General features: G+C 72.4%; 26 protein-coding genes and 1 pseudogene. 13 read left to right on the top strand and 14 right to left on the bottom strand.

What is annotated here, in order from left to right; translation table 11 throughout:
• Window positions 1-73: 73 nt before the first annotated feature.
• Window positions 74-1282: a lamin tail domain-containing protein gene (locus BJY16_RS46885; protein ID WP_239177638.1), complete on the bottom strand. Its 1209-nt coding sequence runs from the start codon at window positions 1280-1282 to the stop codon at window positions 74-76.
• 84 nt (window positions 1283-1366) lie between these two features.
• Between BJY16_RS46885 and BJY16_RS03815 the strand changes: the two genes are divergently transcribed.
• Window positions 1367-2143 (top strand): pentapeptide repeat-containing protein, encoded by a 777-nt coding sequence (locus tag BJY16_RS03815; protein WP_185037735.1) that lies wholly within the window; start codon window positions 1367-1369, stop codon window positions 2141-2143.
• Between the two features lie 9 nt (window positions 2144-2152).
• Window positions 2153-3133 (top strand): annotated as a pseudogene (locus BJY16_RS03810) (TerC family protein); the annotation flags it as partial.
• Between the two features lie 231 nt (window positions 3134-3364).
• On the opposite strand, the gene BJY16_RS03805 reads toward BJY16_RS03810, so the two are convergent.
• On the bottom strand, window positions 3365-4282 hold the full coding sequence (locus BJY16_RS03805) for a translation initiation factor 2 (RefSeq protein ID WP_185037733.1): 918 nt from the start codon (window positions 4280-4282) through the stop codon (window positions 3365-3367).
• Window positions 4283-4441: 159 nt separating this feature from the next.
• A complete protein-coding gene (locus BJY16_RS03800; RefSeq protein ID WP_185037732.1) occupies window positions 4442-5293 on the bottom strand; it encodes a spermidine synthase in 852 nt (283 codons plus the stop codon).
• A gap of 81 nt (window positions 5294-5374) precedes the next feature.
• On the opposite strand from BJY16_RS03800, the gene BJY16_RS03795 reads away from it, so the two are divergent.
• The 3 genes from BJY16_RS03795 to BJY16_RS03785 all read left to right on the top strand — a co-directional run bounded on the left by BJY16_RS03795 (window position 5375) and on the right by BJY16_RS03785 (window position 8680).
• The gene (locus tag BJY16_RS03795) at window positions 5375-6976 is read left to right on the top strand and encodes a DUF1800 domain-containing protein (RefSeq protein ID WP_239177640.1); all 1602 of its coding nucleotides are present in this window, start codon (window positions 5375-5377) and stop codon (window positions 6974-6976) included.
• On the top strand, window positions 6973-8220 hold the full coding sequence (locus BJY16_RS03790; RefSeq protein WP_311775288.1) for a DUF1501 domain-containing protein: 1248 nt from the start codon (window positions 6973-6975) through the stop codon (window positions 8218-8220). The genes BJY16_RS03795 and BJY16_RS03790 overlap by 4 nt, the downstream gene beginning before the upstream one ends.
• An 85-nt stretch (window positions 8221-8305) precedes the next feature.
• Window positions 8306-8680 carry a hypothetical protein gene (locus tag BJY16_RS03785; RefSeq protein ID WP_185037730.1) on the top strand — a complete coding sequence of 125 codons (375 nt, stop codon included), beginning with the start codon at window positions 8306-8308 and terminating at the stop codon, window positions 8678-8680.
• A 365-nt stretch (window positions 8681-9045) separates the two neighbouring features.
• Here BJY16_RS03785 and BJY16_RS03780 read toward each other — a convergent pair whose 3' ends face one another.
• Complete coding sequence (locus BJY16_RS03780; RefSeq protein ID WP_185037729.1) at window positions 9046-9225, bottom strand: antitoxin; 180 nt, start codon at window positions 9223-9225, stop codon at window positions 9046-9048.
• Entirely contained in the window at window positions 9222-11132 is a 1911-nt protein-coding gene (gene malQ / locus BJY16_RS03775; RefSeq protein ID WP_185037728.1) for a 4-alpha-glucanotransferase, read from the bottom strand. The genes BJY16_RS03780 and malQ overlap by 4 nt, the downstream gene beginning before the upstream one ends.
• A gap of 93 nt (window positions 11133-11225) precedes the next feature.
• Here malQ and BJY16_RS03770 point away from each other — a divergent pair, with 93 nt between their 5' ends.
• Window positions 11226-11483 carry a hypothetical protein gene (locus BJY16_RS03770; RefSeq protein ID WP_185037727.1) on the top strand — a complete coding sequence of 86 codons (258 nt, stop codon included), beginning with the start codon at window positions 11226-11228 and terminating at the stop codon, window positions 11481-11483.
• 21 nt (window positions 11484-11504) lie between these two features.
• Entirely contained in the window at window positions 11505-12755 is a 1251-nt protein-coding gene (locus BJY16_RS03765) for a chitosanase (protein WP_239177649.1), read from the top strand.
• A gap of 174 nt (window positions 12756-12929) precedes the next feature.
• On the opposite strand, the gene BJY16_RS03760 is transcribed toward BJY16_RS03765, so the two are convergent.
• The 7 genes from BJY16_RS03760 to aroA all read right to left on the bottom strand — a co-directional run bounded on the left by BJY16_RS03760 (window position 12930) and on the right by aroA (window position 19821).
• Window positions 12930-14171, bottom strand: a complete 1242-nt coding sequence (locus tag BJY16_RS03760; protein ID WP_185037726.1) for a glycoside hydrolase family 16 protein — start codon at window positions 14169-14171, stop codon at window positions 12930-12932.
• 108 nt (window positions 14172-14279) lie between these two features.
• Window positions 14280-15002, bottom strand: a complete 723-nt coding sequence (locus BJY16_RS03755) for a carbohydrate-binding protein (protein WP_185037725.1) — start codon at window positions 15000-15002, stop codon at window positions 14280-14282.
• A 100-nt stretch (window positions 15003-15102) separates the two neighbouring features.
• Window positions 15103-15660, bottom strand: coding sequence for a DUF5709 domain-containing protein (locus BJY16_RS03750; protein ID WP_185037724.1), 558 nt, complete (start codon window positions 15658-15660; stop codon window positions 15103-15105).
• A gap of 29 nt (window positions 15661-15689) precedes the next feature.
• The gene (locus tag BJY16_RS03745; protein ID WP_239177651.1) at window positions 15690-16424 is read right to left on the bottom strand and encodes an ATP-binding protein; all 735 of its coding nucleotides are present in this window, start codon (window positions 16422-16424) and stop codon (window positions 15690-15692) included.
• 160 nt (window positions 16425-16584) lie between these two features.
• Entirely contained in the window at window positions 16585-17385 is an 801-nt protein-coding gene (gene hisN / locus BJY16_RS03740) for a histidinol-phosphatase (protein ID WP_185037722.1), read from the bottom strand.
• 34 nt (window positions 17386-17419) lie between these two features.
• Window positions 17420-18505: a ribosome small subunit-dependent GTPase A gene (gene rsgA / locus BJY16_RS03735; protein WP_185046250.1), complete on the bottom strand. Its 1086-nt coding sequence runs from the start codon at window positions 18503-18505 to the stop codon at window positions 17420-17422.
• Between the two features lie 23 nt (window positions 18506-18528).
• A complete protein-coding gene (gene aroA / locus BJY16_RS03730; RefSeq protein ID WP_185046251.1) occupies window positions 18529-19821 on the bottom strand; it encodes a 3-phosphoshikimate 1-carboxyvinyltransferase in 1293 nt (430 codons plus the stop codon).
• A 192-nt stretch (window positions 19822-20013) separates the two neighbouring features.
• Between aroA and BJY16_RS03725 the strand changes: the two genes are divergently transcribed.
• The 5 genes from BJY16_RS03725 to rsrA all read left to right on the top strand — a co-directional run bounded on the left by BJY16_RS03725 (window position 20014) and on the right by rsrA (window position 23258).
• Complete coding sequence (locus BJY16_RS03725) at window positions 20014-20691, top strand: SOS response-associated peptidase (RefSeq protein ID WP_185037721.1); 678 nt, start codon at window positions 20014-20016, stop codon at window positions 20689-20691.
• A gap of 192 nt (window positions 20692-20883) precedes the next feature.
• On the top strand, window positions 20884-21282 hold the full coding sequence (locus tag BJY16_RS03720; RefSeq protein WP_185037720.1) for a WhiB family transcriptional regulator: 399 nt from the start codon (window positions 20884-20886) through the stop codon (window positions 21280-21282).
• 46 nt (window positions 21283-21328) lie between these two features.
• Entirely contained in the window at window positions 21329-21937 is a 609-nt protein-coding gene (locus BJY16_RS03715; RefSeq protein ID WP_185037719.1) for an alpha/beta hydrolase family protein, read from the top strand.
• A gap of 234 nt (window positions 21938-22171) precedes the next feature.
• The gene (locus BJY16_RS03710; protein ID WP_239177653.1) at window positions 22172-22969 is read left to right on the top strand and encodes a sigma-70 family RNA polymerase sigma factor; all 798 of its coding nucleotides are present in this window, start codon (window positions 22172-22174) and stop codon (window positions 22967-22969) included.
• Window positions 22970-22973: 4 nt separating this feature from the next.
• The gene (gene rsrA, locus BJY16_RS03705) at window positions 22974-23258 is read left to right on the top strand and encodes a mycothiol system anti-sigma-R factor (protein WP_185037717.1); all 285 of its coding nucleotides are present in this window, start codon (window positions 22974-22976) and stop codon (window positions 23256-23258) included.
• Window positions 23259-23345: 87 nt separating this feature from the next.
• Here the strand turns inward: rsrA and BJY16_RS48910 are convergent, their stop codons facing one another.
• Window positions 23346-23420: a 50S ribosomal protein bL37 gene (locus BJY16_RS48910; protein WP_369700219.1), complete on the bottom strand. Its 75-nt coding sequence runs from the start codon at window positions 23418-23420 to the stop codon at window positions 23346-23348.
• Between the two features lie 131 nt (window positions 23421-23551).
• On the opposite strand from BJY16_RS48910, the gene BJY16_RS03700 reads away from it, so the two are divergent.
• Complete coding sequence (locus tag BJY16_RS03700; RefSeq protein WP_185037716.1) at window positions 23552-23767, top strand: biotin/lipoyl-binding carrier protein; 216 nt, start codon at window positions 23552-23554, stop codon at window positions 23765-23767.
• 67 nt (window positions 23768-23834) lie between these two features.
• On the opposite strand, the gene BJY16_RS03695 is transcribed toward BJY16_RS03700, so the two are convergent.
• On the bottom strand, window positions 23835-25376 hold the full coding sequence (locus BJY16_RS03695; RefSeq protein ID WP_185037715.1) for a tetratricopeptide repeat protein: 1542 nt from the start codon (window positions 25374-25376) through the stop codon (window positions 23835-23837).
• Window positions 25377-25411: the final 35 nt, after the last annotated feature.

Here is a 25411-nt window from a genome sequence, read left to right as displayed (position 1 = left end):
GGGACGGCGCATCCGGCGTGGATCTTAAACGGGACGCGCCGCCCGTACCGAAAGAGATGATCTTGATGGGGTGTCAGCAGCTGGTGTGACCCTTGCCGGCCGAGCTCCACGTGCAGGAGTCGATCGTCTTGTTGCCGCCGGTCCGCAGCGTCGCCGAGTCCCCGGTGTTGTTCCAGACGTGGTACGTCCGGCCCCAGTACCGGGTGTACGTGCTGTTCTTGCCCTTGCCGGTGCGGACCGTCACGCTCTTGCCGGCGCCCAGGCCGTAGGTGCTGAACTTGTAGGTGTTCCCGGCCCGGTCGCGGACCGTCCAGCCGGTCAGCGTGACCGTCTTGGACGTCTTGTTGGTCAGCCGGAAGTACTCGCCGGCGATGCTGGTGTTGGTCCGGGTGTCCCGGCCCGGCGCGTTGTACTGGATCTTGGTGAACCGGACCGAGCCGGCCGCCGGGGTGCTCGGCGCGGGCGGCGGGGTGCTCGGTGTGCTCGCCGTGTCCGGGTCCGTCCAGGTCGGGTTCGGCACCGGGTTGGCCGCCGTCGGGGCCGGCGCGGACCCGGCCGTGCCCGGCACGCTGACCTTGACGTTCGCCGAGTAGTTGGCGATCACGAAGTTCTCCGGGTCGGCCCAGTCCGGGTGCGCGCTGTCGCTGACCCAGGCGCGGTAGGTCGGGGTGCCGCCCGGCTGGCCGGTGGCCGAGCCGGTGTACTGGATCGGGTCCGCGCCGATCGTCCCGGAGGCGACCCTGGTCCAGCCGCCGCTGGTGTACCGCTGGACGGTCACCGGCAGGGTGGGCTCGCCCGGGTTCACGGTCACCGTGAAACTGACCGCGTTGTCCCCGGTCGCGGTCACCGACAGGTCGGGCTGCACCCGGACCGCGGCGAACCGCCGGTTGGAGTACCCGTCGTCGGTGCCGACCATCATCACGTGCCCGGAGTCCAGCGGCCGCTTGATGCTCCAGTGACCGGTGCTGTCCGCCTTGACGGTCAGCGCCGGCCAGACGCCCGGCGAGGTCTCCGCCTTGCTGTAGTCGTTCGCCGGGTGCTGGGCCAGTTCGGCCTTGCTGTGGCCGACGCCGTAGATGTACGCCTCTTCGTAGAGCGTGACGGTGTCACCGGCCTGCGCGGTGCCGGACAGCGTGATCGGGTTCTGGTCGTCGAAGCCGTCGGCCACCGGGATCCGGTTGAAGGTCGGCACCTGGGCGGCGACGGCCGGCGCCGGCAGCGTCGCGCCGAGCAGGCCGGCGGCGCCGCTCAGCCCGATGATTACTTTCCGTAGTCGGTGCATCAACCGATCGTACGTACTGGTCAGGGTCGTTTCCGGGGATCCGATTTCCTCGCGGCGGGGCCGGTGCGGGACACTTGCCGGCCTATGGAAAAGCAGGAACTGCCGGTGCTGGAAGCCGACTGCACGCGGTGCGCGGGACTCTGCTGCGTGGCGCCGGCCTTCGCCAAGTCGTCGGATTTCGCGATCAACAAGCCGGCCGGGCAGCCGTGCCGGAACCTGGGCGGCGACTTCCGCTGCCGGATCCACGAGCAGCTGCCCGAGCGCGGCTTCCGCGGGTGCGTGGTGTTCGACTGCTTCGGGGCCGGGCAGCGGATCACCCAGGAGACCTTCGGCGGGCGGGACTGGCGGAGCGCCCCGGAGATCGCCGGCCCGATGTTCGCCGCCCTGCCGATCATGCGTCAGCTGCACGAGCTGCTCTGGCTGCTCGGCGAGGCGCTGAAGCTGGACGAGGCCCGGCGGCTGCACCCGAAACTGCGGGCCGCCCGGGACGAGATCGACGCGGCGGCCGGCGGGGCGCCGGAGGCGCTGCGCGGGCTGGACGTCGAGGCGTACCGGAAATCGGTGGTGCCGTTGTTGCGCAAGGCCAGCGAGCTGGCCAGGGCGGCGACCGGTGGCCGCCGCCCGGACCACAGTGGCGCTGATCTGATCGGCCGCCGGTTCCGCGGGGCGGATCTGCGCGGCGCCAGTCTCCGGGGCGCGCTGCTGATCGGCGCCGACCTGAGCGGTGCCGACCTGCGCCGGGCCGACTTCACCGGTGCGGATCTGCGCGGCGCCGATCTGCGCGGCGCGGACCTGACCGGGGCGCTGTTTCTGACCAGATCACAGCTGCGCTCCGCAGTGACCGACACCGATCGGCTCTAAGCTGGACCGATGGGGCATGTGTCCGGCATGGTGTGGCTGCTGACGGTTCTCGGGATCATCGGTCTGCTGCTGTTCGACTTCTTCTTCCATGTCCGGCGTGCGCACGTGCCGCGGTTGCGCGAGGCGGCACTGTGGACCTCGATCTACGTGTCGATCGCGATCCTGTTCGGCGCCGGGGTCTGGGTGTTCGGCGGGGCCACGATGGGCACCGAGTACTTCGCCGGATATGTCACCGAGGAGGCGCTCTCGGTCGACAACCTGTTCGTCTTCCTGCTGCTGCTCGGTAGCTTCAAGGTGCCCCGGGCCGACCAGCAGAAGGTGCTGCTGGTCGGGATCGCGGTGTCGCTGGTGGCCCGGACCGCGTTCATCTTCCTGGGCGCCGCGCTGATCAACTCGTTCGCCTGGATCTTCTACCTGTTCGGGGCGATCCTGCTGGTCACCGCGGGCAACCTGGTGCGCGGGCACGGCGACGACAGCGACGAGGCGCCGGACAACATCGTGATCCGGGTGGCCCGGCGGGTGCTGCGCACCTCGGACACCTACGACGGGGACAAGCTGGTCACCTACCGCGACGGCAAGCGGGTGCTGACCCCGATGCTGCTGGTCATGGTGGCGATCGGCGGCACCGACATCCTGTTCGCGCTGGACTCGATCCCGGCCATCTTCGGCCTCACCCAGAACGTCTACCTGGTCTTCACCGCGACCGCGTTCTCGCTGCTCGGCCTCCGGCAGCTGTACTTCCTGATCGACGGCCTGCTGGACCGGCTGGTCTACCTGTCCTACGGGCTGGCCGCGGTGCTCGCGCTGATCGGCGTCAAGCTGGTGCTGCACGCCATGCACCAGAACAACGTGCCGTTCATCAACGACGGCGAGCCGATCGGGGTGACCGAGATCCCGACCCTGGCCTCGCTCGGCATCATCGTCGGGGTGCTGCTCATCACCGTGGTGGCGTCGGTGCTCAGCCCGAAAGGCCGGGCCCGGACCTACGTGGCCGGCGCCCGCCGCCGGGCCACCGAGTTCCTCGACGTGGAGACCGATCCGGAGTACTGCGACGAGCTGTACCACCAGCTGCTCGGCGACGAGGCACACCTGAACGGGCTGCCGGAGAAGTACCAGGACCGGGTCCAGCGGCACACCGACCTGCGGGAGCTGCTGGACCGGGCACACCGGGTGCACGACGAGCGGGTCGCGGCCGGCCGCTGTTTCGTGCGACCGGAGCGGTCAGCGGCGTGAGTGCGGCTCGTCGGCGCCGTTCAGGTAAGCGGACAGGTTGGTGAACCGGCTGTCCCCGCCGTCGCCGGAGACCAGGCTGGCGACCCGGGCGGCCAGGCTCGACGCCCGGGAGGCCAGGTCCGGCTCCGCGTAGCGGGAGTCTCGCTCGGCGCGCAGGGCCTGCTCGGCACGCTCGGCGTCGGCGTCCCGGCCGGGCCGGTCCGCGTAGGCGCGCGAACCCGAGGTCGGCACCTCCTCGTAGACCGGCTCCTGGTACACCGGCTCCTCGTAGATCGGCTCCTCGTAGATCGGCTCCTCGTAGACGGCCTCGACGTAGACCGGCTCCGCCGGCTCCGGGGCCGGCACCGGGACCGCGCCGAGCAGCGTCACCGTCTGCCCCTCGCCGCCCTGGTAATTGGTGAACTCGGGGCCGATCACCTGCCGGGACAGCATCCGCGCGTGGGCCGGCGCCACCCCGATCTCGGCGGCGTTCTCCACCCGGAACCGGGCGATCGCCTGCCGCAACACGTTCGCCAGGCGGTCCGCGTCGCCGACCGTGGCCAGGTCGCCGCCGGCGAACACCAGGGCCGGGTAGCTGCCCTCCGGGCCGTTGCAGACCAGCTGGATCTGGGTGACCGTGGCGGTCCGGCCGACATCCCGGTTGCCCGGCTGCACGCGCAGGTGCTGGGGCCACAGCCAGAACAGTTCGCCGTTACTCAGCGTGCTCTCGTCCGCATACGTATAGCGAACCCGGCGGTCGGTGACCAGGACCTCGGCGCCTTCCGGCAGGGTCCATCGTGGCAGCGACGACGCCTCGTCGAACGCGTACTCGGCGACCGCGCAGCGGCCACGCCACAACACCCGCTCGCCGCTGTCCAGCGGTCCGAGGTCGGTGCCCGGTGCGGACAGGAAGTGCTGGTGGAACATGGTTGCCTTCCCTGTTCACGCCGCGGTCGGTGAACGCGGCCGAAACGATTACAGCCTTCTCCCGCCCGGGGTCGCCAGTGACCCGACGTGAATCACACCGGGACTTCCGAAAATGACACCGGACAGTGATGACCGATGCACCTTCGGCCGATTAAACCACTACTTTCGGTTACCGAAAAGGGTAGCCGGGGGTGCCGGTGACGGGATTGCTGTCGCATCCGGGACAGGGGCCGCTCCGGCCGCGAACCGATCGAGGTCCGTCTCTACCCGTCCGGGGAACCAGTCGCCGGCCGCCCGCCGGGTCAGCTCGGCCACCGGCGGCGGGGTCCGGCCGGCGAGCACCACCACGTTGCCGAACCGGCGGCCGCGCAGCACCGCGGCGTCGGCGACCAGGCACGCCTCGGGCAGCACCGCGCGGATCGTGGCCACCTGGGCGCGGGCGTGCCGCAGCGGCGGGCCGTCGGCGATGTTGGCGACCAGCCAGCCGTCCGGGGCGAGCACCCGGGCCACCTGCTCGATGAACTCGACCGAGGCCAGGTGCGCCGGGGTGCGGGCGCCGGCGAAGACGTCCAGGACCACCACGTCGTACCCGGAGTCCCGCATGCCGGTCACCGCCTCGCGGGCGTCGCCCACCCGGACCCGGATGTTCGCCCGCTCCGGGAGCGGCAGCTCCCGGCGGACCAGCTCGACCAGCGGGCCGTCGATCTCCACCACCCGCTGCGCCGAGCCGGGCCGGGTGACCGCCAGGTAGCGCGGCAGGGTGAGCGCGCCGCCGCCCAGGTGCAGCGCACGCAGCGGCCGGCCCGGCGGGGCGGCCAGGTCGATCGCCGCGGCGATCCGCCGGACGTACTCGAACTGCAGGTACGTCGGGTCGGCCAGGTCCACGTGTGACTGCGGGGCGCCGTCCAGCAGCAGGGTGAACGCGGTGTCCCGGTCCGGGTCCGGAACCAGCTCGGCGACGCCCGAGGCGACCGTCTCCACCCGTCGTCGTGCCGCCCTGCGCTGTGCCATCCGACCATTGTCCGGGGAGCAGCTCGGTAGCACCGCGGCGGGAAGCCGATGGTGGCGCGGGAAACTTCCGACGTTTGCTCCGTGACGGTTTTCGAGCAGACCCTGCACCGGCGGACCGCGATCGGCGGCGCGGCCGCGGCCGGTGCCGCCGCCGTGCTTGCCACGGGTACGCCCGCCCGCGCCGACTCCACCTTCCACACCACCGTCGAGCCCGGCGTCGAGTTCGTCGACGACCTCGACCTCGATCCGGCGGCCGGCCTGCTGCCCGCCGACCCGCTGCTGCACCTGCTGCGCCGGGCCACCTACGGGCCCAGCCCGGCCTCGATCGCCGAGATCCGCCGGCTGGGCGCGGACGCCTGGCTGGACCGGCAGCTGAACCCGGCCTCGATCGCCGACCCGGTCGCCGACCAGCTGCTCGCCCGGCTGCCGCTGAGCGGGCTGAGCATCGCGGAGATCCGCGCCAAGGTCGCCGCCGGGCAGCTCAAGCAGTACGACTGGACCCCGATGTGGCAGCTCAGCTTCGCCGCCCCGGCCCGGGCGATCTGGAGCGAGCGGCAGCTGTTCGAGGTGATGGTGGACTTCTGGGCCAACCACCTCAACGTCACCTGCCCGTTCGGCGACGTCTGGGACAGCCGTACCGACTACGACCGGACGGTGCTCCGCAAGCACGCCCTCGGCACCTTCGCCGACCTGCTCAAGAGTTCGGCCCGGCACCCGGCGATGCTCACCTACCTGGACAACCGGTTCTCCACCCGGCTGGCGCCGAACGAGAACTACGGCCGGGAGCTGCTGGAGCTGCACACCGTCGGCCTGGAGTACACCGAGTCCGACGTCAAGGACGCGGCGAAGCTGCTCACCGGGCTGACCGTGGACAACGCGACCGGGGCGTACCGGTACGACGCGGCGAACCACGTGGCCGGCCCGGTCCGGATCCTCGGCTTCCGCCACGACAACGCGACCACCACCGGTGGCGAGTCGGCCGCCCTGGCCTTCCTCGACTACCTGGCCCTGCACCCGTCGACCGCCCGCCGGATCGTCACCAAGCTGTGCGTCCGGTTCGTCGCCGACGAGCCGCCGGCCGGCCTGGTCACCGAGCTGGTCAAGGTCTACCTGGACCACCGCTCGGCGATCGTCCCGGTGCTGCGCGCGCTGTTCACCTCCGCGGAGTTCGCCGCCTCGGTCGGCGCCAAGACCCGGACGCCGCTGGAGGATCTGGCCGCCACCGTGCGGGTCCTCGGCTACGGCCCGCCGCCCAGCGGCACCAAGACCTTCGAGAGCCTCTACTGGATGGCCCGCAACGCCGGGCAGGCGCCGATGTACTGGGGGCCGCCGAACGGCTACCCGGACGTGGCCGCCGCCTGGGCCTCGCCGTCCGGGCTGCTGGTCCGGTGGAACTTCCACCTGTCGATCGCCGCCGGGTACTGGCCGGCCGACCTGGTCAAGCCGGCCGACCTGCTGACCGGGATGATCGGCGCCCGGCCGGCGACCTACGGGGCGCTGATCGACGCGACCGCGGAGCGGCTGCTCGGGGTCCGGCTCGGGCCGGACCAGACCGCCGCGCTGGCCGCCTTCTACGGCAAGACACCGGCCTCGCAACTGAAGTCCAACGATCCCGCGGTTGGCTGGTTGTACCCGTACCTGATGACGATGCTGCTGAACTCGCCGAACTTCGCACTGAGGTGAAGACTGTGACCTGTTGTGACAAGGGCCGCCGCCGGTTCCTCAAGACGACCGCGCTGGGCGCGCTCGCCGGGCTGGCCGGCTCGCAGCTCGACACCCAGCTGGCGTTCGCCGCCGACCCGGCGTACTCCGGCGACGTGCTGGTGCTGCTCTCGCTGCGCGGCGGGTTCGACGGGCTGTCCGCGGTGGTGCCGGCCGGCGACCCGGCCTACTATGCCGCCCGGCCGACCATCGGGGTGCCGAAGGCGCAACTGATCGGCGGCGGGACCTTCTTCGGGCTGCACCCGGCGCTGGCGCCGCTGCTGCCCCACTGGACCGCGGGCTCGCTGGCCGCGGTGCACGCGGTCGGGCAGCCGGCCCCGAACCGGTCGCACTTCTCCGCGATGGAGGAGCTGGAGCGGGCCGCGCCGGGCACCTCGGTGCGGACCGGCTGGCTGAGCCGGATGCTCGGCTCGTTCGGCGCGCACGACCCGTTCGACGCGATCGCGATGGGCACCGCCCGGCCGGCCCGGGTGCTCGCCGGCCCGGTGCCGCACCTGAGCCTCACCTCGATCGACGGGCTCGCGCTGACCGGCGACGACGCGACCAAGCCGGTCGCGGCCACGATGGCGGCCCTCTACCGGGACGCGCCGCCGGCGCTGGCGCAGACCGCCGGGCAGCTGACCGGCGCGCTGGAGCGGGGCCGGGAGCTGCGGGCGGCCGGGTACACCCCGGCCAACGGCGCGGCCTACCCGGACACCGAGCTGGGCGCGGCGCTGCGCGACGTGGCCCGGCTGATCAAGGCGGACGCCGGGCTGATGACCGCGACCGTGGACTCCGGCGACTGGGACATGCACGAGAACGTGGGCATCGCGGCGCCCGGCCGGCGGATGCACGACCAGCTGGCCAAGCTGGCCGCCGCGCTCGCCGCGTTCGCCACCGACCTGGGCGCCGACGGGCTGCGCCGGGTCACCGTGATCACGATCAGCGAGTTCGGCCGGCGGGTCACCCAGAACGGGTCCGCCGGGCTCGACCACGGGTACGGCAACGCGATGTTCGTACTCGGCGGCGGGGTGCGCGGCGGCCGGGTCTACGGGACCTGGCCGGGCCTGGGCGCCGCCCAGCTGCGCGACGGCGACCTGGCGGTGACCACCGACTACCGAGCGGTGATCGGCGAGATCCTGCGCGCCCGGTGCGGGGTCGGCGACCTGTCCACGGTCTTCCCGGGCGTCGCGGCGTCCTCGCTGGGCCTGGTCACGGCTCGCTAGAAACGGTCTTAATTTCACAAAACCCATATAGGGCGCAAGGCCGCTGTTTCACACTGTCACCGACATCTTACGTACGGAGGTGACGGTGACCAGCAACGTGTTGGCCGAGCTCATCGGGGGGCAGCGGCGCCCGCCCGGCCCGCCGCCGGCCCGGGAGATGCCGGCGATCCTGCACGCGGCCCGGCATCGCGCCGGGCCGCCGCTGAGGATCCGCCGGCACACCTCCGAGGAGGGTCTCCCGTTCTGGCGGTGGGACTGCGAGAGCTGCGGGGAGTACGGCGGCGGCCGGCACCACCCGGACGCGGTCCTGCGGGCCGTGCGGCACTGCCAGGAGCACCCGGAGCACCGCTCGTCGCTGCTGCCCCCGGCGTCCTGCCGGCAGCCGGACACCTACCTGCCGTTGCACCCGATGCTCTATGCCCTGGACGACGACCCGCCGCCGGAGCCGCTCAACGTATGACCAGAGTCTGTCGCCGCACACCCTTGCGGATCTTTTTTCGGTACGACTTGGGGTGCTGTGGCAGGCGGCCCGCGATGTCCCGGCCCGCTCCGGGCCGTGGCGCGTGTCGTGCGGGTTCGCTGGGCGGTACCGCGAGGTCCCGGCCTGCTCCGGGCCGTGGCGCGGCGTGTCGTGCGGGTTCGCTTGGCGTACCGAGATGTCCCGCTCCGGTCCGCCCCGCGCCGCCACCGGCCGCATGTGACGCCGTGGGCGCCCCGCCGGGAGATTTCCACAGCGAGGCGTTGTCCACAGGGTGGCCGTGGCGGCTGTCCGCCGGGGTGCACACTGTCAGCGGGGGCTGCCCCCAGGGAGGGCGGGCTCTGTGCTTAGGGCTGGGTGTCGCCGGCCCCGGTCCGCTTCTGCGCCTCGTCGACGCCCCGGTCGACCTGCTCCGAGTACTTGTTGCCGGTGCGCTCGTCGACCTGGTCGCCGGCCTTCTCCAGGCCCTGGTCCACCTGCTTGTCGTGCTCGTCGGCGAAGTCCTTGGCCTTGTCGAGGAAGCTCATCGTGCGGTTCCCTTCGCTAATTCGTCCACTTCGCTGTTCCGCTTACCCAGAATTCCGGCAACCTTGCGGAACAGCGGGTCATTGACGACGCCGTCGAGATCGGGGCCGAGCGGGATCCGCCAGTTCGGGTATTCGTCGAAGGTGCCCGGCAGGTTCGGCTGCCGCTTCTCCAGCAGCACGTCGTAGAGCGAGGCGGTGACCAGCCGGCACGGGGTGCGGGCCAGGAACTCGTGCATCGCGACGACGACGTCCTCGGTCCGCTCCGAGGTGAGCAGCCCCTCGGCCCGCAGCAGCTCCAGCAGCGCGGCCTTGTCCGCCTGCCAGGTGGCCCGTTCCTCCTCGACGGTGCCGGCCAGCTGGCCCAGCTCGGCCCGGACCTCGACCTGCTCGCCGGCCAGGAATCCGGCCGCGGTCGGCAGGTCGTGGGTGGAGATGCTGGCCAGCGCGTTGCGGCGGTAGTCGGCGGCGGGCCGGAACTCGCCGGTGTCCCAGTCCCGGACGAACCAGAGCACGGACGAGCCGAGCATGTTCATCCGTTCCAGCGTCTCGGTCATCTCCGGCAGCACGGTGCCCAGGTCCTCGCCGATCACCACGGCGCCGGCCCGGTGCGCCTCCAGCGCCAGGATGCCGAGCATCGCCTCCGGGTCGTACTGCACGTAGGTACCCTCGGCCGGGCCCATCCCCGGTGGCACCCACCAGAGCCGCCAGAGCCCGGCGACGTGGTCCACCCGCAGGCCGCCGGCGTGCCGGAAGATCCGGCGGAGCATGTCGCGGTAGGCCGCGTAGCCGGTCGCGATCAGCGTGTCCGGGCGCCAGGCGGCCAGCCCCCAGTCCTGGCCGAGCTGGTTGAACGCGTCCGGCGGCGCGCCGGCCCGGACGCCCGGGGCGAGCACGTCCTGCAGCAGCCAGCCGTCCGCGCCGGACGGGTCGATGCCGACCGCGAGGTCGTGCACGATGCCGACCGGCATCCCGGCGGCCGCCTCCCGGGCGGCGTCCAGCTGCTGCTCGACCAGGCGCTGGATCCAGGCGTGGAAGGCGATCCGGTCGCTCCGGAAGGCGCGCACCTCGGGGTTGTCCGGGTGGCGCAGCTCGGCCGGCCACGCGTGCCAGTCCGGGCCGTGGATCTCGGCGAGCGCGCAGAACCGGGCGAAGTCGGTCAGCCCGGGGTCGATGTCCAGGTCGACCGGTTCGGCGAGCGGCCAGAGCAGTTCCAGGGCGGCCAGCTTGGCGGTCCAGACCGCGGTGTAGTCGATCAGCTCACCGGCCGCCGGTCTCAAGGCGTCGATCTTCTGCTGTACGGACCGGTCCGCCCGCTGGTACTCGGCCGTGTCGGAGATCCGCAGGTAGATCGGGTTGGCGAAGCGCCGGCTGGACGGCGAGTACGGGGACGCCGCGACCGGCGGCACCGGCGTGATCGCGTGCAGCGGGTTCAGCAGCACCAGCCCGGCGTCCCCGCACCGGGCCACGAACGAGCGCAGGTCGCCGAGGTCGCCGATGCCCCACGAGTCGGCCGAGTGCAGGGCGTAGAGCTGCACCATCCAGCCCCAGGTCACCGGCGGTTTCGGCAGCTCGGCCGGGACCACCACGACGGTGGTGGCGTCGCCGAGCCGGTGCCAGCCCAGCGGCAGGTCCGCCAGCCGGTCGACGGTCCGGGTGGTGCCGTCCTCCAGGGTGAGCTCGGCGGGGGCGGGCAGGTCGCGGCTCTGCCCCTCGCGCAGCACGATGGTGCCGGGCTGCACCGTGCGGGGGGCCGGTGGTGCGGCTGCCGGGTCGGTGGCGTCCACGCCGAGCAGGCCCAGCACCCCGATCACCGACTCCGGGGCCACCTCGGTGCGGCGGCGCTGGTAGTTCTCGTACCAGGTGGCCACCCCGTGTGCTTCGGCCAGCGCTTCGAGCCGCGCGTCCATGCGTACCCCTCCCGTCGGTGCCGGGTCATTACCCGGCTTGATCGGTGGTTACTCGCTGTGCGTTCGTTGCTTACATCGGCCAGCATGGGGCACATGGCTGACGTGGTGAAGTGGTGGACCCGGCTGACCGCCGTGCTGACCGGTGCGGTGCTGGCCCTGGTGGTCCCGGCGCACGCCTGGGCGGCGAGCAACGGGCTGGACGACGTGATGATCGAGGCGGCCAAGCGCCGCACCCGGAGCCGTGGCGGGTTCGGGTTCTTCTTCGTGGGCGGGCTCTGCTGCCTGTTCGTGGTGGCGGCGGTGATCCTGGCGATGGTGTTGATTTCGCGCAATCGCAAGCGGCGCCGCTGATTCGCTGCCTAGCTTGGGAGGATGCGGACGGGTAGCAGGCGATCGATGGCGCTCGGCGGCGGGATCGCGGTGCTGCTCTGCGTCCCGCCGGCCGTCTCGGTGGCCGCGAACGCGTCCGCCGACGTGCTGCTCAGCCGGGGCCGCCCGGCGCTCGCCTCGTCGACGCTGAGCGTGGCCTGGCTGGCCTCGTCGGCGGTGGACGGCGGCACCGGCACCCGGTGGGCCAGCGGGGCCGGGCCGGGCACCCAGTGGCTGCGGGTCGACCTGGGCGCGGCGCAGGAGGTGAGCCGGGTGCGGCTGCACTGGGCCTCGGCGTACGCCAAGGGGTACCGGGTGCAGCTCTCCGACAACGGGGCGACCTGGACCGACGCGTACCGGACCGGGACCGGCAACGGCGGGGTGGACGACCTGCGCAACCTCCGCGGGCACGGACGTTACCTGCGGGTGCTGGCCACCCAGCGGGCCACGCCGGGCGGCTATTCGCTGTGGGACCTGCGGGCGTACGGGCCGGGTCCGGCCGCCCGGGTGCCCGAGGCGGGCGCCGTGCCGAGTGCGGCGACCCCGCCGGCGGCCGCCGCGCTGACCGCCGGGGGCAAGAAGGAGACCGCGTTCCAGCTGGTCTCCAGTGCGGAGAACTCGACGCTGAACTGGCGCGGCGAGTTCGACTACATCGAGGACCTGGGCGACGGGCGGGGCTACACGGCCGGCATCGTCGGGTTCTGCTCGGGCACCGGGGACATGCTCGACCTGGTCACCGACTACACCCGGCGGTCGCCGTCGAACCGGCTGGCGGGCTATCTGCCGGCGCTGCGCGCGGTGGACGGCACCGCCTCGCACCGGGGGCTGGACCCGGGCTTCGTGGCCGCCTGGCGGGCCGCCGCCAAGGACCCGGTGTTCCAGAAGGCGCAGCAGGACGCGCGGGACCGGATGTACTTCACGCCGGCGGTCCGGCTGGCCCAGGCGGACGGGCTGCGGGCGCTGGGCCAGTTCGCCTACTACGACGCGGCGGTGATGCACGGCGTCTCCGGGTTGCGGGCGATCCGCGAGCGGGCGGTCCGGGCCGGCAAGACGCCGTCCCAGGGCGGTGACGAGATCGCCTACCTGGGCGCTTTCCTGGACGCCCGGGACGCCGAGATGCGGCGCGAGGCCGCGCACAGTGACACCACCCGGGTGGACACCGCGCAACGGGTCTTCCTGCGCGGCAGCAACCTCGACCTGGTGGCGCCGCTGACCTGGCACGTCTACGGCGACAAATACACCATCAAACGATAAAACCGCTTCCCGGTACGACCATCCGTACCGGAAAGCGGTTGAAATGCCGTGAACGGTTCGGATTGTGCCCGTCGATGTCGAGGGCGCCGAAAACGGCTAACGAAGCGTGGTCGTTTTCGGTGCCCTCGACATCGACTCAAAGGGGCGCAATCCCCGCCGAGCGGAGCGAGGCCATCAAGCTCTGCTCCACTTCTGGTTGGCCGTGCCGGCGCAGTCCCAGAGCTGCAGCTGGGCGCCGTTCGCCGCGTTGTTGTCCTTGACGTCGACGCAGCGGTTGGCCGACACGTTCACCAGGTCGCCGGCGGCCGACAGAGTGAACCGCTGGACCGGGTTGCCGTTGCAGGTGACCAGCTGGATCGGGGTGCCGTTGGCCAGCGCGCCGCCGGCCGGGTCCATGCACTTGCCGAGCGCGCGCAGCGTGCCGTCGCTGTTGAAGGTCCACTTCTGGGCGGTGGAGCCGTTGCAGTCCCAGGTCTGCAGCCGGGCGCCGTCGACCGGGTTGCCGCCCGGGATGTCGATGCAGCGGTTGCTGAAGTTGCTCTTCAGCGCGGTGCCCCCGGTGGACGGCGGCGGCGTGGTGCCGCTGGTCGAGGTGCTGACGTGCACGTAGTCGATCAGCATCTTGCTCTCGGCGGGCAGGCTCGCCGGGTTGCCCTGGCCGAAGTTACCGCCGACCGCGAGGTTCAGGATGATGAAGAACGGGTGCTCGTAGACCCAGTTCACGTTGCCCTTGGCGGCCTTCAGCGAGGCCGGGGTGGCGCGGAAGTACTCCTGGCCGTCCACGGTCCAGACGATCAGGTTCGGCGACCAGTCCACCGCGTAGTTGTGGAAGGCCTGGTACCACGGGGAGCCGGCGACCAGCTGACCGCCGTACGAGGCGCCGCCGGAGTAACCGGGGCCGTGCAGCGTGCCGAACAGCCGGTTGGGGTCCCGGCCGACGATCTCCATGATGTCGATCTCGCCGTCGGTCGGCCAGTTGCCGCCGCCGAGCATCCAGAAGGCCGGCCACAGACCGGAGCCGTTCGGCACCTGGATCCGGGCCTCGACGTGCCCGTACTGCTGGGTGAACTTGCCGGCGGTCTGGATCCGGCCGGAGGTGAACTGGCAGGTGCCGTTCCAGCAGTCGTTGTGCCCGCCGCTGCCCTTGCGGGCGGTGATCACCAGGTGACCCTGGCCGTCCATCGCGACGTTGCTGGTGCCGCTGGTGTAGTACTGCAGCTCCTGGTTGCCGAAGCCGCTGCCGCCGGTGTCGAAGTTCCACTTGGAGGTGTCGACGCCGGTGCCGGCCGCGCCGTTGAAGTCTTCGTTCCAGACGACGGCCGCCTCGGCGGTGTCACTGCGGGAGGCGACGGTCAGACCGGCGCCCAAGGTCAACGCGACGACCGCCGCCGCGAGGAAGAACCGGGACTTGCGCATGGGGAGACCTCCGGGGGGAGAGGATGCCGTACTCCAAACAGTCTTTAGAGATGGACTGTTGCTGGTCAATGGAGACGGGTTCCGGAACCCCGGATAACAAGGATTCGCTCAGATTTTTTCGAACAGCGCCGGCACCCGGCCCGGCTGCCAGCCCGGCAGGGCGGTGTGCAGGGCTTTCACCAGGTACGTCGCGCCGCGATAGGTCACGTGGTCACCGACCCGGTACGTGGTGTGCACCTTCCACGGATCGGCCACCACGACCTTCACCGTGACGCTCACCGAGTCGATCAGGATCCCGCTGGAGTACCGCCCGCCGCCGCCCAGGTTCAGCGCGAGCCGGAACGGCTGCCCGGCGGTGTCCGGGATGAGCCGCAGCACCTGCCGGCCGTCCACCGACCAGACGAACGACGTCGCCGTCCAGTCGATCGCGTAGGTGTGGAAGTCGTAGTCGTCCACCCCGTCGTCGCCCAGCGTCTGCACCGAGCCGGACAGGTACTGCCCCTGGTCGCCGAGGATGCCGAAGGTGGCCCAGGCGGCGCCGGTCCGGCCGGCCCGGATCCGCGCCGAGGCGTGCCCGGAGTCCTGGGTGAAGGTGGTCGCGGTGTACAGCCATGAGCCCAGCACCAGGTGCCCGTCGCCGTCCCGCCACGGGCCGCCGGTGTCGCCGGCCCACTTGGCCGGGTCCACCCCGGTGCCGCGGGCGCCGCCGAAACCGTCGCTGAACACGGTCTTGCTGACCGTCTCGGCCCGCGCGACGCCGGACATGGTCAAGCCGGAGACGACGACCGCGGCCGCCAGCAGCGACCGCAGCCACCGGGCACCGTGACGCACCGTTCCCACCCCCACCTCGAAGCCGCGCACCGACTCTGCACGGCGCCGGTGGTGAGGGCAAGACCAGCCGCGATCTGTTTATGGATCCCTTACCTGGAGGTCAGTCGTAGTCCGGGGCGCGGGTCTCGTGCATGGCCAGCTCCTCGGCGCTCGCGCCACCGCCGGCCGCCCCGGCGTCCCAGGCCACGCTGTCCGGCTCGTCGTCCAGGCCGGAGCCGCCGTCCGGGGCGACCAGCCGGCCGACCCGGCCCGGGCTGTCCTCGTCGAGCTGGCCGTCGTCGTAGAGCGAGACCGGCGAGTCCGGGTCGGAGGTCGGGCTGTCGCCCCACACGTCCCGGTCGAACCGCTCCCGCTCGGAGTCGTCGACCGTCTCGTCGACCGGATCGCGGCGCGGCGGGAGCGGGTCCTCGGCACCGACGTCCGGCTCCTCCTGGCGCAGCCGCCGGTCGAGCCCCTCACCCTGGCGTTGCTCCTCCGCGGTGTCGCCGAACCGGTTCGACCCGCCCGGGCCGACCCCGGCCAGCGCCGCCGGGTCCGGGCCGTCGGCCCATCGGCCGCTGTCCACCTCGTCGTACGCGGTGGAGTCGTCGTCGGCGGTGTCCGGCAGGCCGGAGGCCTCCGGATCGGTCACCTCGGTGGGGTAGTCGTTGTCTCGCATGTCCGCAACTTACCCGCGTGCCGGGCAGGTCATACCGTGATCCGTTCCGGGTCCAGATGTGCCCAGACGACCTTGCCGCCGGCCAGCGCCAGCCGGCCCCAGCGGACCGCCACCGAGTCGATCAGCAGCAGGCCACGCCCGCCGTACGCGGTCGGCGCCACCGGGCCGGCGAACCGGGGCAGCACCGGCGACTCGTCCCGCACCGCCACGCTCAGCGTGTCGCCGTGCCGGGCCAGCAGCACCCACATCCGGGTGTGCGCGTGCGCCACCACGTTGTTGACCATCTCGGTGGCCACGATGCAGGCGTCCCCGGCCAGCTCGGCCAGCTCCCAGCGCAGACAGGTCTCGGTGATCATGCCGCGGGCCCGCCGGGCCGCCCCGACCACCGGCTCCAGCTCCAGGCTGACCCGGCGGCCCTGGTCCGGGCTGCCCAGCGCGGCGAACGCGCCGGCCCGGTCCGGCCAGACCGGCCAGCCGGTCGACTCCCAGGCCGTGCCGTTCGCGTCGCCGGGACAACAGAGCGCGAGCCGTGCGGCCGGCCAGTCCCGGGTCTCGTCGAGCACCTCACGCAGCACGGACAGCGCGTCGGCCTGCAGCACCCGGAGGCCGGCCACGTCGACCACCACCGCCTCCGGCTGACCGGCCAGCACGTCGAGAAGGGTGGAACGGACCGGCGCGGCGGTGTCCGCGTCGAGCACCCCGGTCAGCCGGACCAGCGGGAAGCTCTGGTCGCGGTTCACCAGATGACGAACCTCGCTCGGCATGATCGCTCCATTGTGCATAACGCCTCGCCGCCGCGCACGTCGGCGAGCGGCGGGCCGGATCCCGCCGGAACCGGACATATGCCCTTCGCGGGTATGCAAGGGGAGTACCCCGTCCGGGTGCTCTCATGCCAAGGTCCGTTTCCGGGACGGCGGAACCCGCTCAGCCCCGCGGGGTCAGGGCGGTCAGCACGCTCTCGTGCAGCAGGCCGTTGGTGGCGATCACCGAGGACTTGTCCGCGCAGGTGCGGCCGTCCAGGTCGGTCACCTTGCCGCCGGCCTCGGTGATGATCGGGATCAGCGCGGCCATGTCCCACAGCGACAGCTCCGGCTCGACCATCGCGTCCAGCGCGCCCTCGGCCATCAGCATGTAGCCGTAGAAGTCGCCGTAGGCCCGGCTGCGCCAGACCCCGAGCAGGATGTCCATCATCTGGGGCAGCCGGCCGTTGTCCTGCCAGCCGTTCAGGCTGGCGTAACAGAAGCTCGCGTCGGCCAGCCTGCGCACCTGGGAGACCTCGATCCGGGTGGCCGCGTGCTGGTGCTTGCCGGCGAACGCGCCCAGCCCGCGCCCGGCCCACCAGCGCCGGCCCAGCGCCGGGGCGGAGACCAGGCCGACCACCGGGGTGTCGCCCTCCATCAGCGCGATCAGGGTGGCCCAGATCGGCACGCCACGCACATAGTTCTTGGTGCCGTCGATCGGGTCGATCACCCAGTGCCGGGTGCCCGGGCCGGCCGCCGCCTCCGACCGGCCGAACTCCTCGCCCAGCACGCCGTCGCGCGGCCGGGCCCGGGCCAGCGTGGCGCGGATCGACTTCTCCACCGCGGTGTCCGCGTCGGACACCGGGGTCAGGTCGGGCTTGGCCTCGACCTTCAGGTCCAGCGAGCGGAACCGGGCCATCGCGATGGCGTCGGCCGAGTCGGCGAGGGTGTGGGCAAGGGCGAGATCGTCGGCATATCCGGCCATGCCGAGAAGGTTATCCGCGACTCGCTGTCGCGAGTCAGGCGCTCGGTCCGCTGTCCGCCTGGTGATCACGCGCGTCCAGCTCGCCGGCCCGCGAGGAGAGCAACCTGCGGTACGACTCCAGGCGCCGCCGATCGGCATGGCCACCGTCGACCCAGGCGTCCAGCGTGCAGTCCACGTCGGCGGCGGTGTGCCCGCAGTTCGGCTGGTCCTCCAGGGTGCCCTCGACCAGGTCGGGGAAGCCGTGCAGCAGACTCTCCGCGCTGACGTGGGCCAGCCCGAAACTCCGGATGCCCGGGGTGTCGATGATCCACCCGGGGTCCTTGCGCACTCGTTTCGCCGAACCCGGTCCGGCCACGGGAAGTCGCAGGGCGACCGCGCTGGTCGAGGTGTGCCGGCCCTTGCCGATCGCGCTGACCACGCCGACCGCCCGCAGCGCGTCCGGCACCAGGCGGTTGACCAGGGTCGACTTGCCCACCCCGGAGTGCCCGACCAGGACCGAGATCCGGCCGGCCAGCCGGTCGCGCAACTCGGCCAGGTCGCTGCCCGGGCGGATCAGCACGTGCGGCAGGTCCAGCTCGGCGTAGTAGTCGAGCACCTGCTCCGGGCCGGCCAGGTCGGCCTTGGTCAGGCAGAGCAGCGGCTCGATGTCCGCGTCGTAGGCCGCGACCAGGCAGCGGTCGATGAACCCGGTGCGCGGCGGCGGGTCGGACAGCGCGCTGACGATCACCAGCTGGTCCGCGTTGGCCACCACCACCCGCTCCAGCCGGCCCTCCGGCGTGGTGTCGTCGTCGTCCGCGGTGCGGCGCAGCACCGAGGTCCGCTCGCCGATCCGGACGATCCGGGCCAGCGAGCCGGCGTCGCCGGACACGTCGCCGACCAGCGCCACCCGGTCACCCACCACCACCGACTTGCGGCCCAGCTCGCGGGCGCGCATCGCGGTGATCACCTCGACGTCGGGGTCGTCCTCGCGGACGCATCCATACCGCCCGCGGTCGACGGTGATCACCAGCGCGTCGACCGCGTCGTCGTGCTTCGGCCGCGTCCGGGTGCGCGGCCGGGACGACCGCCCCGGCCGGACCCGGACGTCGTCCTCGTCGTACTCCCGCTTGCGCCCTGGCAGAGCCGGCTCCTCTGGCTTGTCGTCTAGCTCGTCGTCGCGAGACCCGACCAGAGTTCCGGGAACTCGGGCAGGGTCTTCGACGTACAACCTACGTCGGTGAGCTGGACGGCCGGGACGGAGAGTCCGATCACCGCGGCGGCGTGCGCCATCCGGTGGTCCGCGTAGGTCTCGAAGGAGGCGCCGTGCAGCGGGCGCGGCTCGATCCGCAACCCGTCCGGGAACTCGGTGACCCCGGCGCCCACCTTGGTCAGCTCGGTGGCGAGCGCGGCGATCCGGTCGGTCTCGTGGCCCCGGATGTGCTCGACGCCGCGCAGCTCGGACGGCCCGTCGGCGAGCGCGGCCAGCGCCGAGATCACCGGGGTCATCTCGCTCACCTCGGACAGGTCGGCGGTGATCCCGCGCAGCGTGCCGGTGCCGCGCACGGTCAGCCCGTCGGCGGAGCGGGTCACCTCGCCGCCCAGCGCGGTGAGCAGCTCGCTCAGCTGGGCGACCGGCTGCCAGCTCGCGGCCGGCCAGCCGGCCAGGGTGACCGCGCCGCCGGTGACCATGGCGGCCGCGAAGAACGGCAGCGCGCCGGAGAGGTCCGGCTCGATCACCCAGGTGCGGCCGTGCAGCGGGCCGGGCTCGACCACCCAGACATCCGGCACGCTCTCGTCGACCACCGCGCCGGCCGCGCGCAGCATGTGCGTGGTCATCCGCAGGTGCGGGGCGGACGGCACCGGCGGGCCCTCGTGCCGCAGGGTCAGCCCCTTGCTGAACCGGGCCGCGGAGAGCAGCAGGCCGGAGACGAACTGGCTGGACCCGGACGCGTCGACCACCGCCTCGCCGCCCTCGACCAGGCCGGCGCCGTGCACGGTGAGCGGCAGGCCGCCGGTCGGCGACGCCTCCAGGCGGACCCCGAGGGCGCGCAGCGCGTCCAGGATCGGGCCCATCGGCCGCTTGCGCGCGTGCGGGTCGCCGTCGAACTCGACCCGCCCGTCGGCCAGCGCCGCGACCGGCGGCAGGAAGCGCATGATGGTGCCGGCCAGGCCCACGTCGATGCGGGCCGGACCGCGCAGCGGGCCCGGCTCGATCACCCAGCGGTCGTCGGCCGAGGTGTCCACCGCGACGCCGAGCGCGCGCAGGCCGGCCGCCATCAGCGTGGTGTCCCGGGCCCGCAGCGGCGCCTCGATCACCGACCGGCCGTCGGCCAGCGCGGCGAGCACCATCGCGCGCGCGGTCATCGACTTGGACCCGGGCAGCCGCACGGTGGCGGTGACCGGGCCGGCGGCGGACGGGGCGAGCCAGGGGCGGAGTTCAGCAGCCATGCCCGCCATTCTGCCGGGGGCGGCCGACATTTCCGCCGAGCCTTCCCGCCGGCCGGGACACCGGCCCGTCCCGGCGCCGCCGGTGGCCGGCTTTTCCACCGCGCGGACCACCGATTCTTGATCTGTGCTCGTTCCACGCGCCGTTTTTCCTCGGCGCTCCGTGCCCCCTGCCACCGTTTCCGTTGGCGTACGCTGCTGCCCATGTGCGGGCGGTACGCGACCACGCGGAGCAACGCGGATCTCAGCCAGTTCTTCGAGGCGGTCGACCTGACCGAGGAGCTGCGGCCGAGCTGGAACGTGGCGCCCACCGACCCGGTCCCGCTGATCCGCGAGTCGTCGTCGCACGCCGCCCGGGTGCTGGACACCGCCCGCTGGGGCCTGGTCCCGCCGTGGGCCGCCGACCCGCGACAGGGCTCCCGCATGATCAACGCGCGCGCCGAGACGGTGGCCACGTCGAAGGCGTTCGCCCTGTCCTTCGCCCGCCGCCGCTGCCTGGTGCCCGCCGACGGCTGGTTCGAGTGGGTCCGCGACGGCAAGCGTAAGCAGGCCTTTTACATGACGCCGGCGGACGGCTCCCCGCTCGCGTTCGCCGGGATCTGGTCGGCCTGGGGCCCGGACTCGATGCTCACCTGCAGCGTGATCACCACCGCCGCCCGGGGCGGGCTGGCCCGGATCCACGACCGGATGCCGCTGATCCTGCCGGCCGCGCGGTGGGCCGACTGGCTGGCCGGCGGCGGCGATCCGGAGCCGCTGCTGCGCCCGCTCGACGAGGCCGCGCTGGCGGCGATCGAGGTGCGCCCGGTCGGTCCGGCGGTGGGCAATGTGCGCAACAACGGGCCGGAGTTACTGACTCCTCCCGTCGAGGTGACGCTTTTCTGAACTGACGAAGATCAACGAAGTTCTTTGTCGGATTATGCGCGGATTCTGAATCGACAACTTTGTTTCAAGATAGATCAAACCCTTGTTCTGATCTTGTACGGTGCGGTACAAACCAGCGCCGGAGTGGTGTCGATCCGCAAGGTGCGGGAACGACCGCCGCAGCAATTCCGGTCCCACGGGGGAGGTGGGCTGATGACACGAGCACGCATGCCGCGTCCGCACGAGGTGGCCATCGCGCGACGCGACCCGCGGTTGCTCGAGGCAATTGCGCAACGCCGGACCGACGAGGCGTGGCGGACCCGCGGGTCCTGCCGCACGGTTGATCCGGAGACATTCTTTCCGGCGCCCAACGAGCCGTCCGGTGGCGCGGTCGCGCTCTGCGGCACGTGCCCGGTGCAGGGCCCGTGCCTGGCCTGGGCGCTGCAGGTGGGCGACTGCCACGGGGTCTGGGGCGGCACCACGCCACGGGAGCGGCGGGCCATGCTGGTGGCCTGGCGCGAGCGGGTCCAGCCGAACGGGGATCCGGTCGACGACGAGTCCTCCGACGACGAGGATCGGCGGTTCCTGAGCCTCACCCCGGTGAGTCGCTGACCCTTTCCGGCCGCGTCCCGGGACGGCGCTGCTAGAAACGGAGCTTGTGCCCCGCTCCGAGAGAACCGTCCAGACACCGCGCGGGCCGGCCCTGGTCCGGGTGACCGAGCCGGCCGGCCCCGCGCGCAGCCAGCTCTTCCTCGGCCACGGCGCCGGGGGTGGGGTGGACGCCCCGGACCTGGCCGCGGTGCACGACGCCGCGGTCGCCGCCGGCGTGCGCGTGGTGCTGGTCACCCAGCCGTATCGGGTGGCCGGCCGGCGGGCGCCCGCACCGGCCGGGCAGCTCGACGAGGCGTGGACCGCCGTCGTGCGCGCCGAGGCCGTACCGGACCTGCCGTTGATCGTCGGTGGGCGCAGCAGCGGCGCGCGGGTCGCGGCGCGGACCGCACCCGTGCTGGGCGCCGCGGCGCTGCTCGCGCTGGCGTTTCCGCTGCACCCGCCGGGCAAGCCGGAGAAGACCCGGGCCGCCGAGCTGCCCGCCGAGATCCCCACCCTGGTGCTGAACGGCGACCGGGACCCGTTCGGCGTCCCGCAGCCGGCCGGCGTCGTCGAGGTGCTCGTCCGCCCCGGCGCCGTGCACGACCTGAAAAAGGACCTCCCCGGCACAGTGGACCTCGCGATCACCTGGCTCCGCCGCTGGGGTTGGGCCCGGTGACGGATGCATCGCGCCCGCCGGTGTCGTGAGGACCGAAAACAGCTAGCGAAGCGTGGTCGTTTTCGGCCCTCACGACACCGGCTCCTCGGGGCGCGATGCCGCCGAGCGGAGCGAGGCCATGTCACAGCGCGATGCCGCCGAGCGGAGCGAGGCCAGGTGCCCAGCCTCGGAATGCTGACGGACGGTCCGGCGTTACAGCCCTCGGAGACTTGTCCGGCGGAAGGGGAATCTGTAGTGCGTGCCGGTACCGAGTTCGTGAAACACGAGCGCCGGGAGGCGACCCGGGTCCGGGAGCTTCTGGAGTCCCCGGAGTGGCCCGCCACCGAGCCGGCGCCGTCCGCCCCACCGGTGAGCGTGAGCACACCGGTTTTCGAGAGCGTGACTGGGGCACTACCCGTATCCTCGGCGGGGCGGTCGAGGGGAGAGTCCAGGGTGGCGCAGAAAGAGCGGACCGACGAGCGTCGTGCACGTTTCGAGCGTGACGCGCTGCCGTTCGTGGATCAGTTGTATGCCGCCGGTCTGCGGATGACCCGTAACCCGGCCGACGCCGAGGATCTGGTGCAGGAGACCTTCCTGAAGGCGTTCTCCGCGTTCCACCAGTTCGAGGAGGGCACCAACCTCAAGGCGTGGCTCTACCGGATCCTGACGAACACCTACATCAACTCGTACCGGAAGAAGCAGCGTCAGCCGCTGCAGTCGCCGACCGAGGAGATCACCGACTGGCAGCTGGCCTCCAGCGAGTCGCACACCTCGCAGGGCCTGCGCTCGGCCGAGACCGAGGCGCTGGACCGGCTCCCGGACAGCGACATCAAGGCCGCCCTGCAGTCCCTGCCGGAGGACTTCCGGCTCGCCGTCTACCTCGCCGATGTCGAGGGTTTCTCGTACAAGGAGATCGCCGACATCATGGGCACGCCGATCGGCACCGTCATGTCCCGGCTGCATCGCGGCCGTCGTAACCTGCGCAACCTGCTCGAGCAGTATGCGAGCGACCGGGGCATCACCCGGACCGCGTCCGAGCCGCAGGAGGCGTGACCCGATGGCGACCGACGAGAACGAGCACGAGACCGACTGCTCCGCGGTGCTCGACGAGGTGTATCTCTACCTCGACCTGGAGTGCAGCGAGGACCGCCGGCGGCTGATCCAGAAACACCTGGACGAGTGCGCCGGGTGCCTGCGCGAGTTCGGCATCGAGCACGACGTGAAGGCTCTGGTCAGCCGCTGCTGCGGGGACGAGCGGGCGCCGTCCGAGCTGCGTGAGCGGCTGCGGCACAAGCTCGACCAGCTCGAGGTGCAGACCGAGACCCGGGAGTACCTGATCTGAGGTGCTGACACGGAAAAGACCCGGCAGCCGCGCTGCCGGGTCTTTTCGGTTGAACCACGAGCGGCGGGCGCGGGCCCGCCGGGCGGCTCAGCTGTTGGGGCGCTTGCCGTGGTTCGCGCCGCTCTTCTTACGGGCCTTCTTCTTGCGAGCCTTCTTGGCCATAAGGGGCCTCCTTCCTCACGCTTGCTCAGTCGCCGATCGTAGTCGGCCCTTCTCGCGGGCCTGGACCTACCCGCGCGGGATCCGTGATTTGATGACGTTCCCAAAAGGGTGACGAAGGAGGGCGATCAGGAATGGCCGACGAGATCCGGGCCGAGATGGTGGCCAACGTGTGGAAGGTCGTGGCCGGCGTGGGGGACACCGTCGCCGAGGGCGACACGCTGGTGATCCTGGAGTCCATGAAGATGGAGATCCCGGTGCTGGCCGAGTCCGACGGCACGGTCGACCAGCTGGCGGTGAACGAGGGTGACGTGGTCCAGGAGGGCGACCTGATCGCCGTCATCAACTGAGCTTGCCGGGGCCGGCGCTGTCCCGCTGCCGCGTTGATCACCGCTCCGCTGATCTCCGCGGCCGCGCTTATTTCCGCAGCCAGCGCAGCAGGTAGGAGCGGCGGCGCTGGCGCGGGATCGCCGGCACCCGGATCGTCGCCGCGGCCAGCTCCCGGGTGGCCCGGCCCAGCTCCGGCGTGATCATCGCCAGCTCGGCCACCGCCCGGGTGAACGGCCCCCCGGCCACCTCGGCGAACCGCCCGGCGACCACCGCGGCCACGTCCGCGCGCGCGGCCGGGTCCACCCAGGCGTAGGTGATCAGCGCGAACAGCGCCGCCTGGGTGACCCGGTCGACCTCGCCGTCGAGCAGCCCGAGCAGCAGCCGCCGCCGGCTCGAGTCCAGCCACGGCTCGTCCGTCCCGTGGTGCAGCAGGCCCAGGCAGGCCCAGATCTCCGCGGCGCCGGGCTGCTCGGCGCCGGTCACCGACGGGTGCCCGAGCAGCGCGAGCAGCTCCCACGGCTCGACCAGGACCAGGCCGAGCGCTCGATCGTAGGCGGCCGGCGGATGTGCCCAGGTGCCCGAGGCGACTCGGAGCAGCCGGTCCCGGGCGTCCGCGGACGGCTCGGCGTTGACCGGTGCCCGGCCCGGCCGCAGCCGGCCCAGCCCGGCCGGGGTGCCGCTCAGCCAGGGCGTGTTGCGGCAGCAGTCGGCGAGGTCGGTGTGCTCGTGGGTGTCGTCCGGGTGGTCGCGGATGTAGTCGGCGAGCGCGATCAGGTGGGCCACCTCGCCGTCGGCGCGGTAACGCAGCCGGTGCGCGGTGTGCACCACGCAGTCGAACATCGGGTCGCGCTCCATCGCCCGGTCGGTCCAGTCCAGCGCCTCGTCCAGCCGGCCCAGATCGGCCAGGGTGGCCGCCACGTCGGCGTAGACGCTGAGGTCGTCCGGGTCGTAGGTGACCGCGCGGCGCAGGGCGGCCAGCGCCTCCGGGATCCGGCCGGCACTGCGGTACGCGTACCCCAGCCAGATCTCGCCCAGCTTGGACGGGTGGGACCGGGCACCCCGGCTGGCCCAGTCGACCGCCAGCCGCGCCTCACCCAGCCGCCGGGCCAGCGCCGAGCCGGCGCCGAGCAGCATCGCGTGCTCGCCGTGCGCGGCCACGGTGTGCCGGACCACGGTCAGGTAGGGCTGCAGCGGGACGGCGGCGGTGGCCGGCGCCGGGTCGCCCACCGCGGTGCACAGCCGCATCACGGTGCGGGCCAGCGCGTCCGGGTCGATCCGGTCGCCGAGCACCGGGTCGCTGACCCAGGGGACGCCGGCCCAGTCCACCCCGGGGGTGTGCCCGCTGGCCGCGGCGAGCAGCGGCAGCCCGTCCTCCGGGCGCCCGGCCGCGGCGAGCAGGTGGGCGTGCGCCGCGACCCGGCCGGCCGGCGCGTGCGCGTCCAGCGGGAACAGGTCCAGGGCGTCGTCGGTGTCCGCGGCCAATCGGCTGAGCAGCTCGTGGATCTCCGGCAGGGTGGGTGCGTGTGGCAGTGCCCCGGCCAGGTGCCGGGCGGCCTGGCTGCGCTCCCCGCGGTCGAGAGCGGCGCGGGCGAGCGTGAGGTCCTGGCTGACCTGGGGGTGGGCATCCACGAGTGAAGACAGTACGGGCATCGGGGCGATCTGTC

Source organism: Actinoplanes octamycinicus, from assembly GCF_014205225.1.
Classification (GTDB): Bacteria; Actinomycetota; Actinomycetes; order Mycobacteriales; family Micromonosporaceae; genus Actinoplanes; species Actinoplanes octamycinicus.
This window is presented reverse-complemented; position numbering and strand designations above follow the sequence as displayed.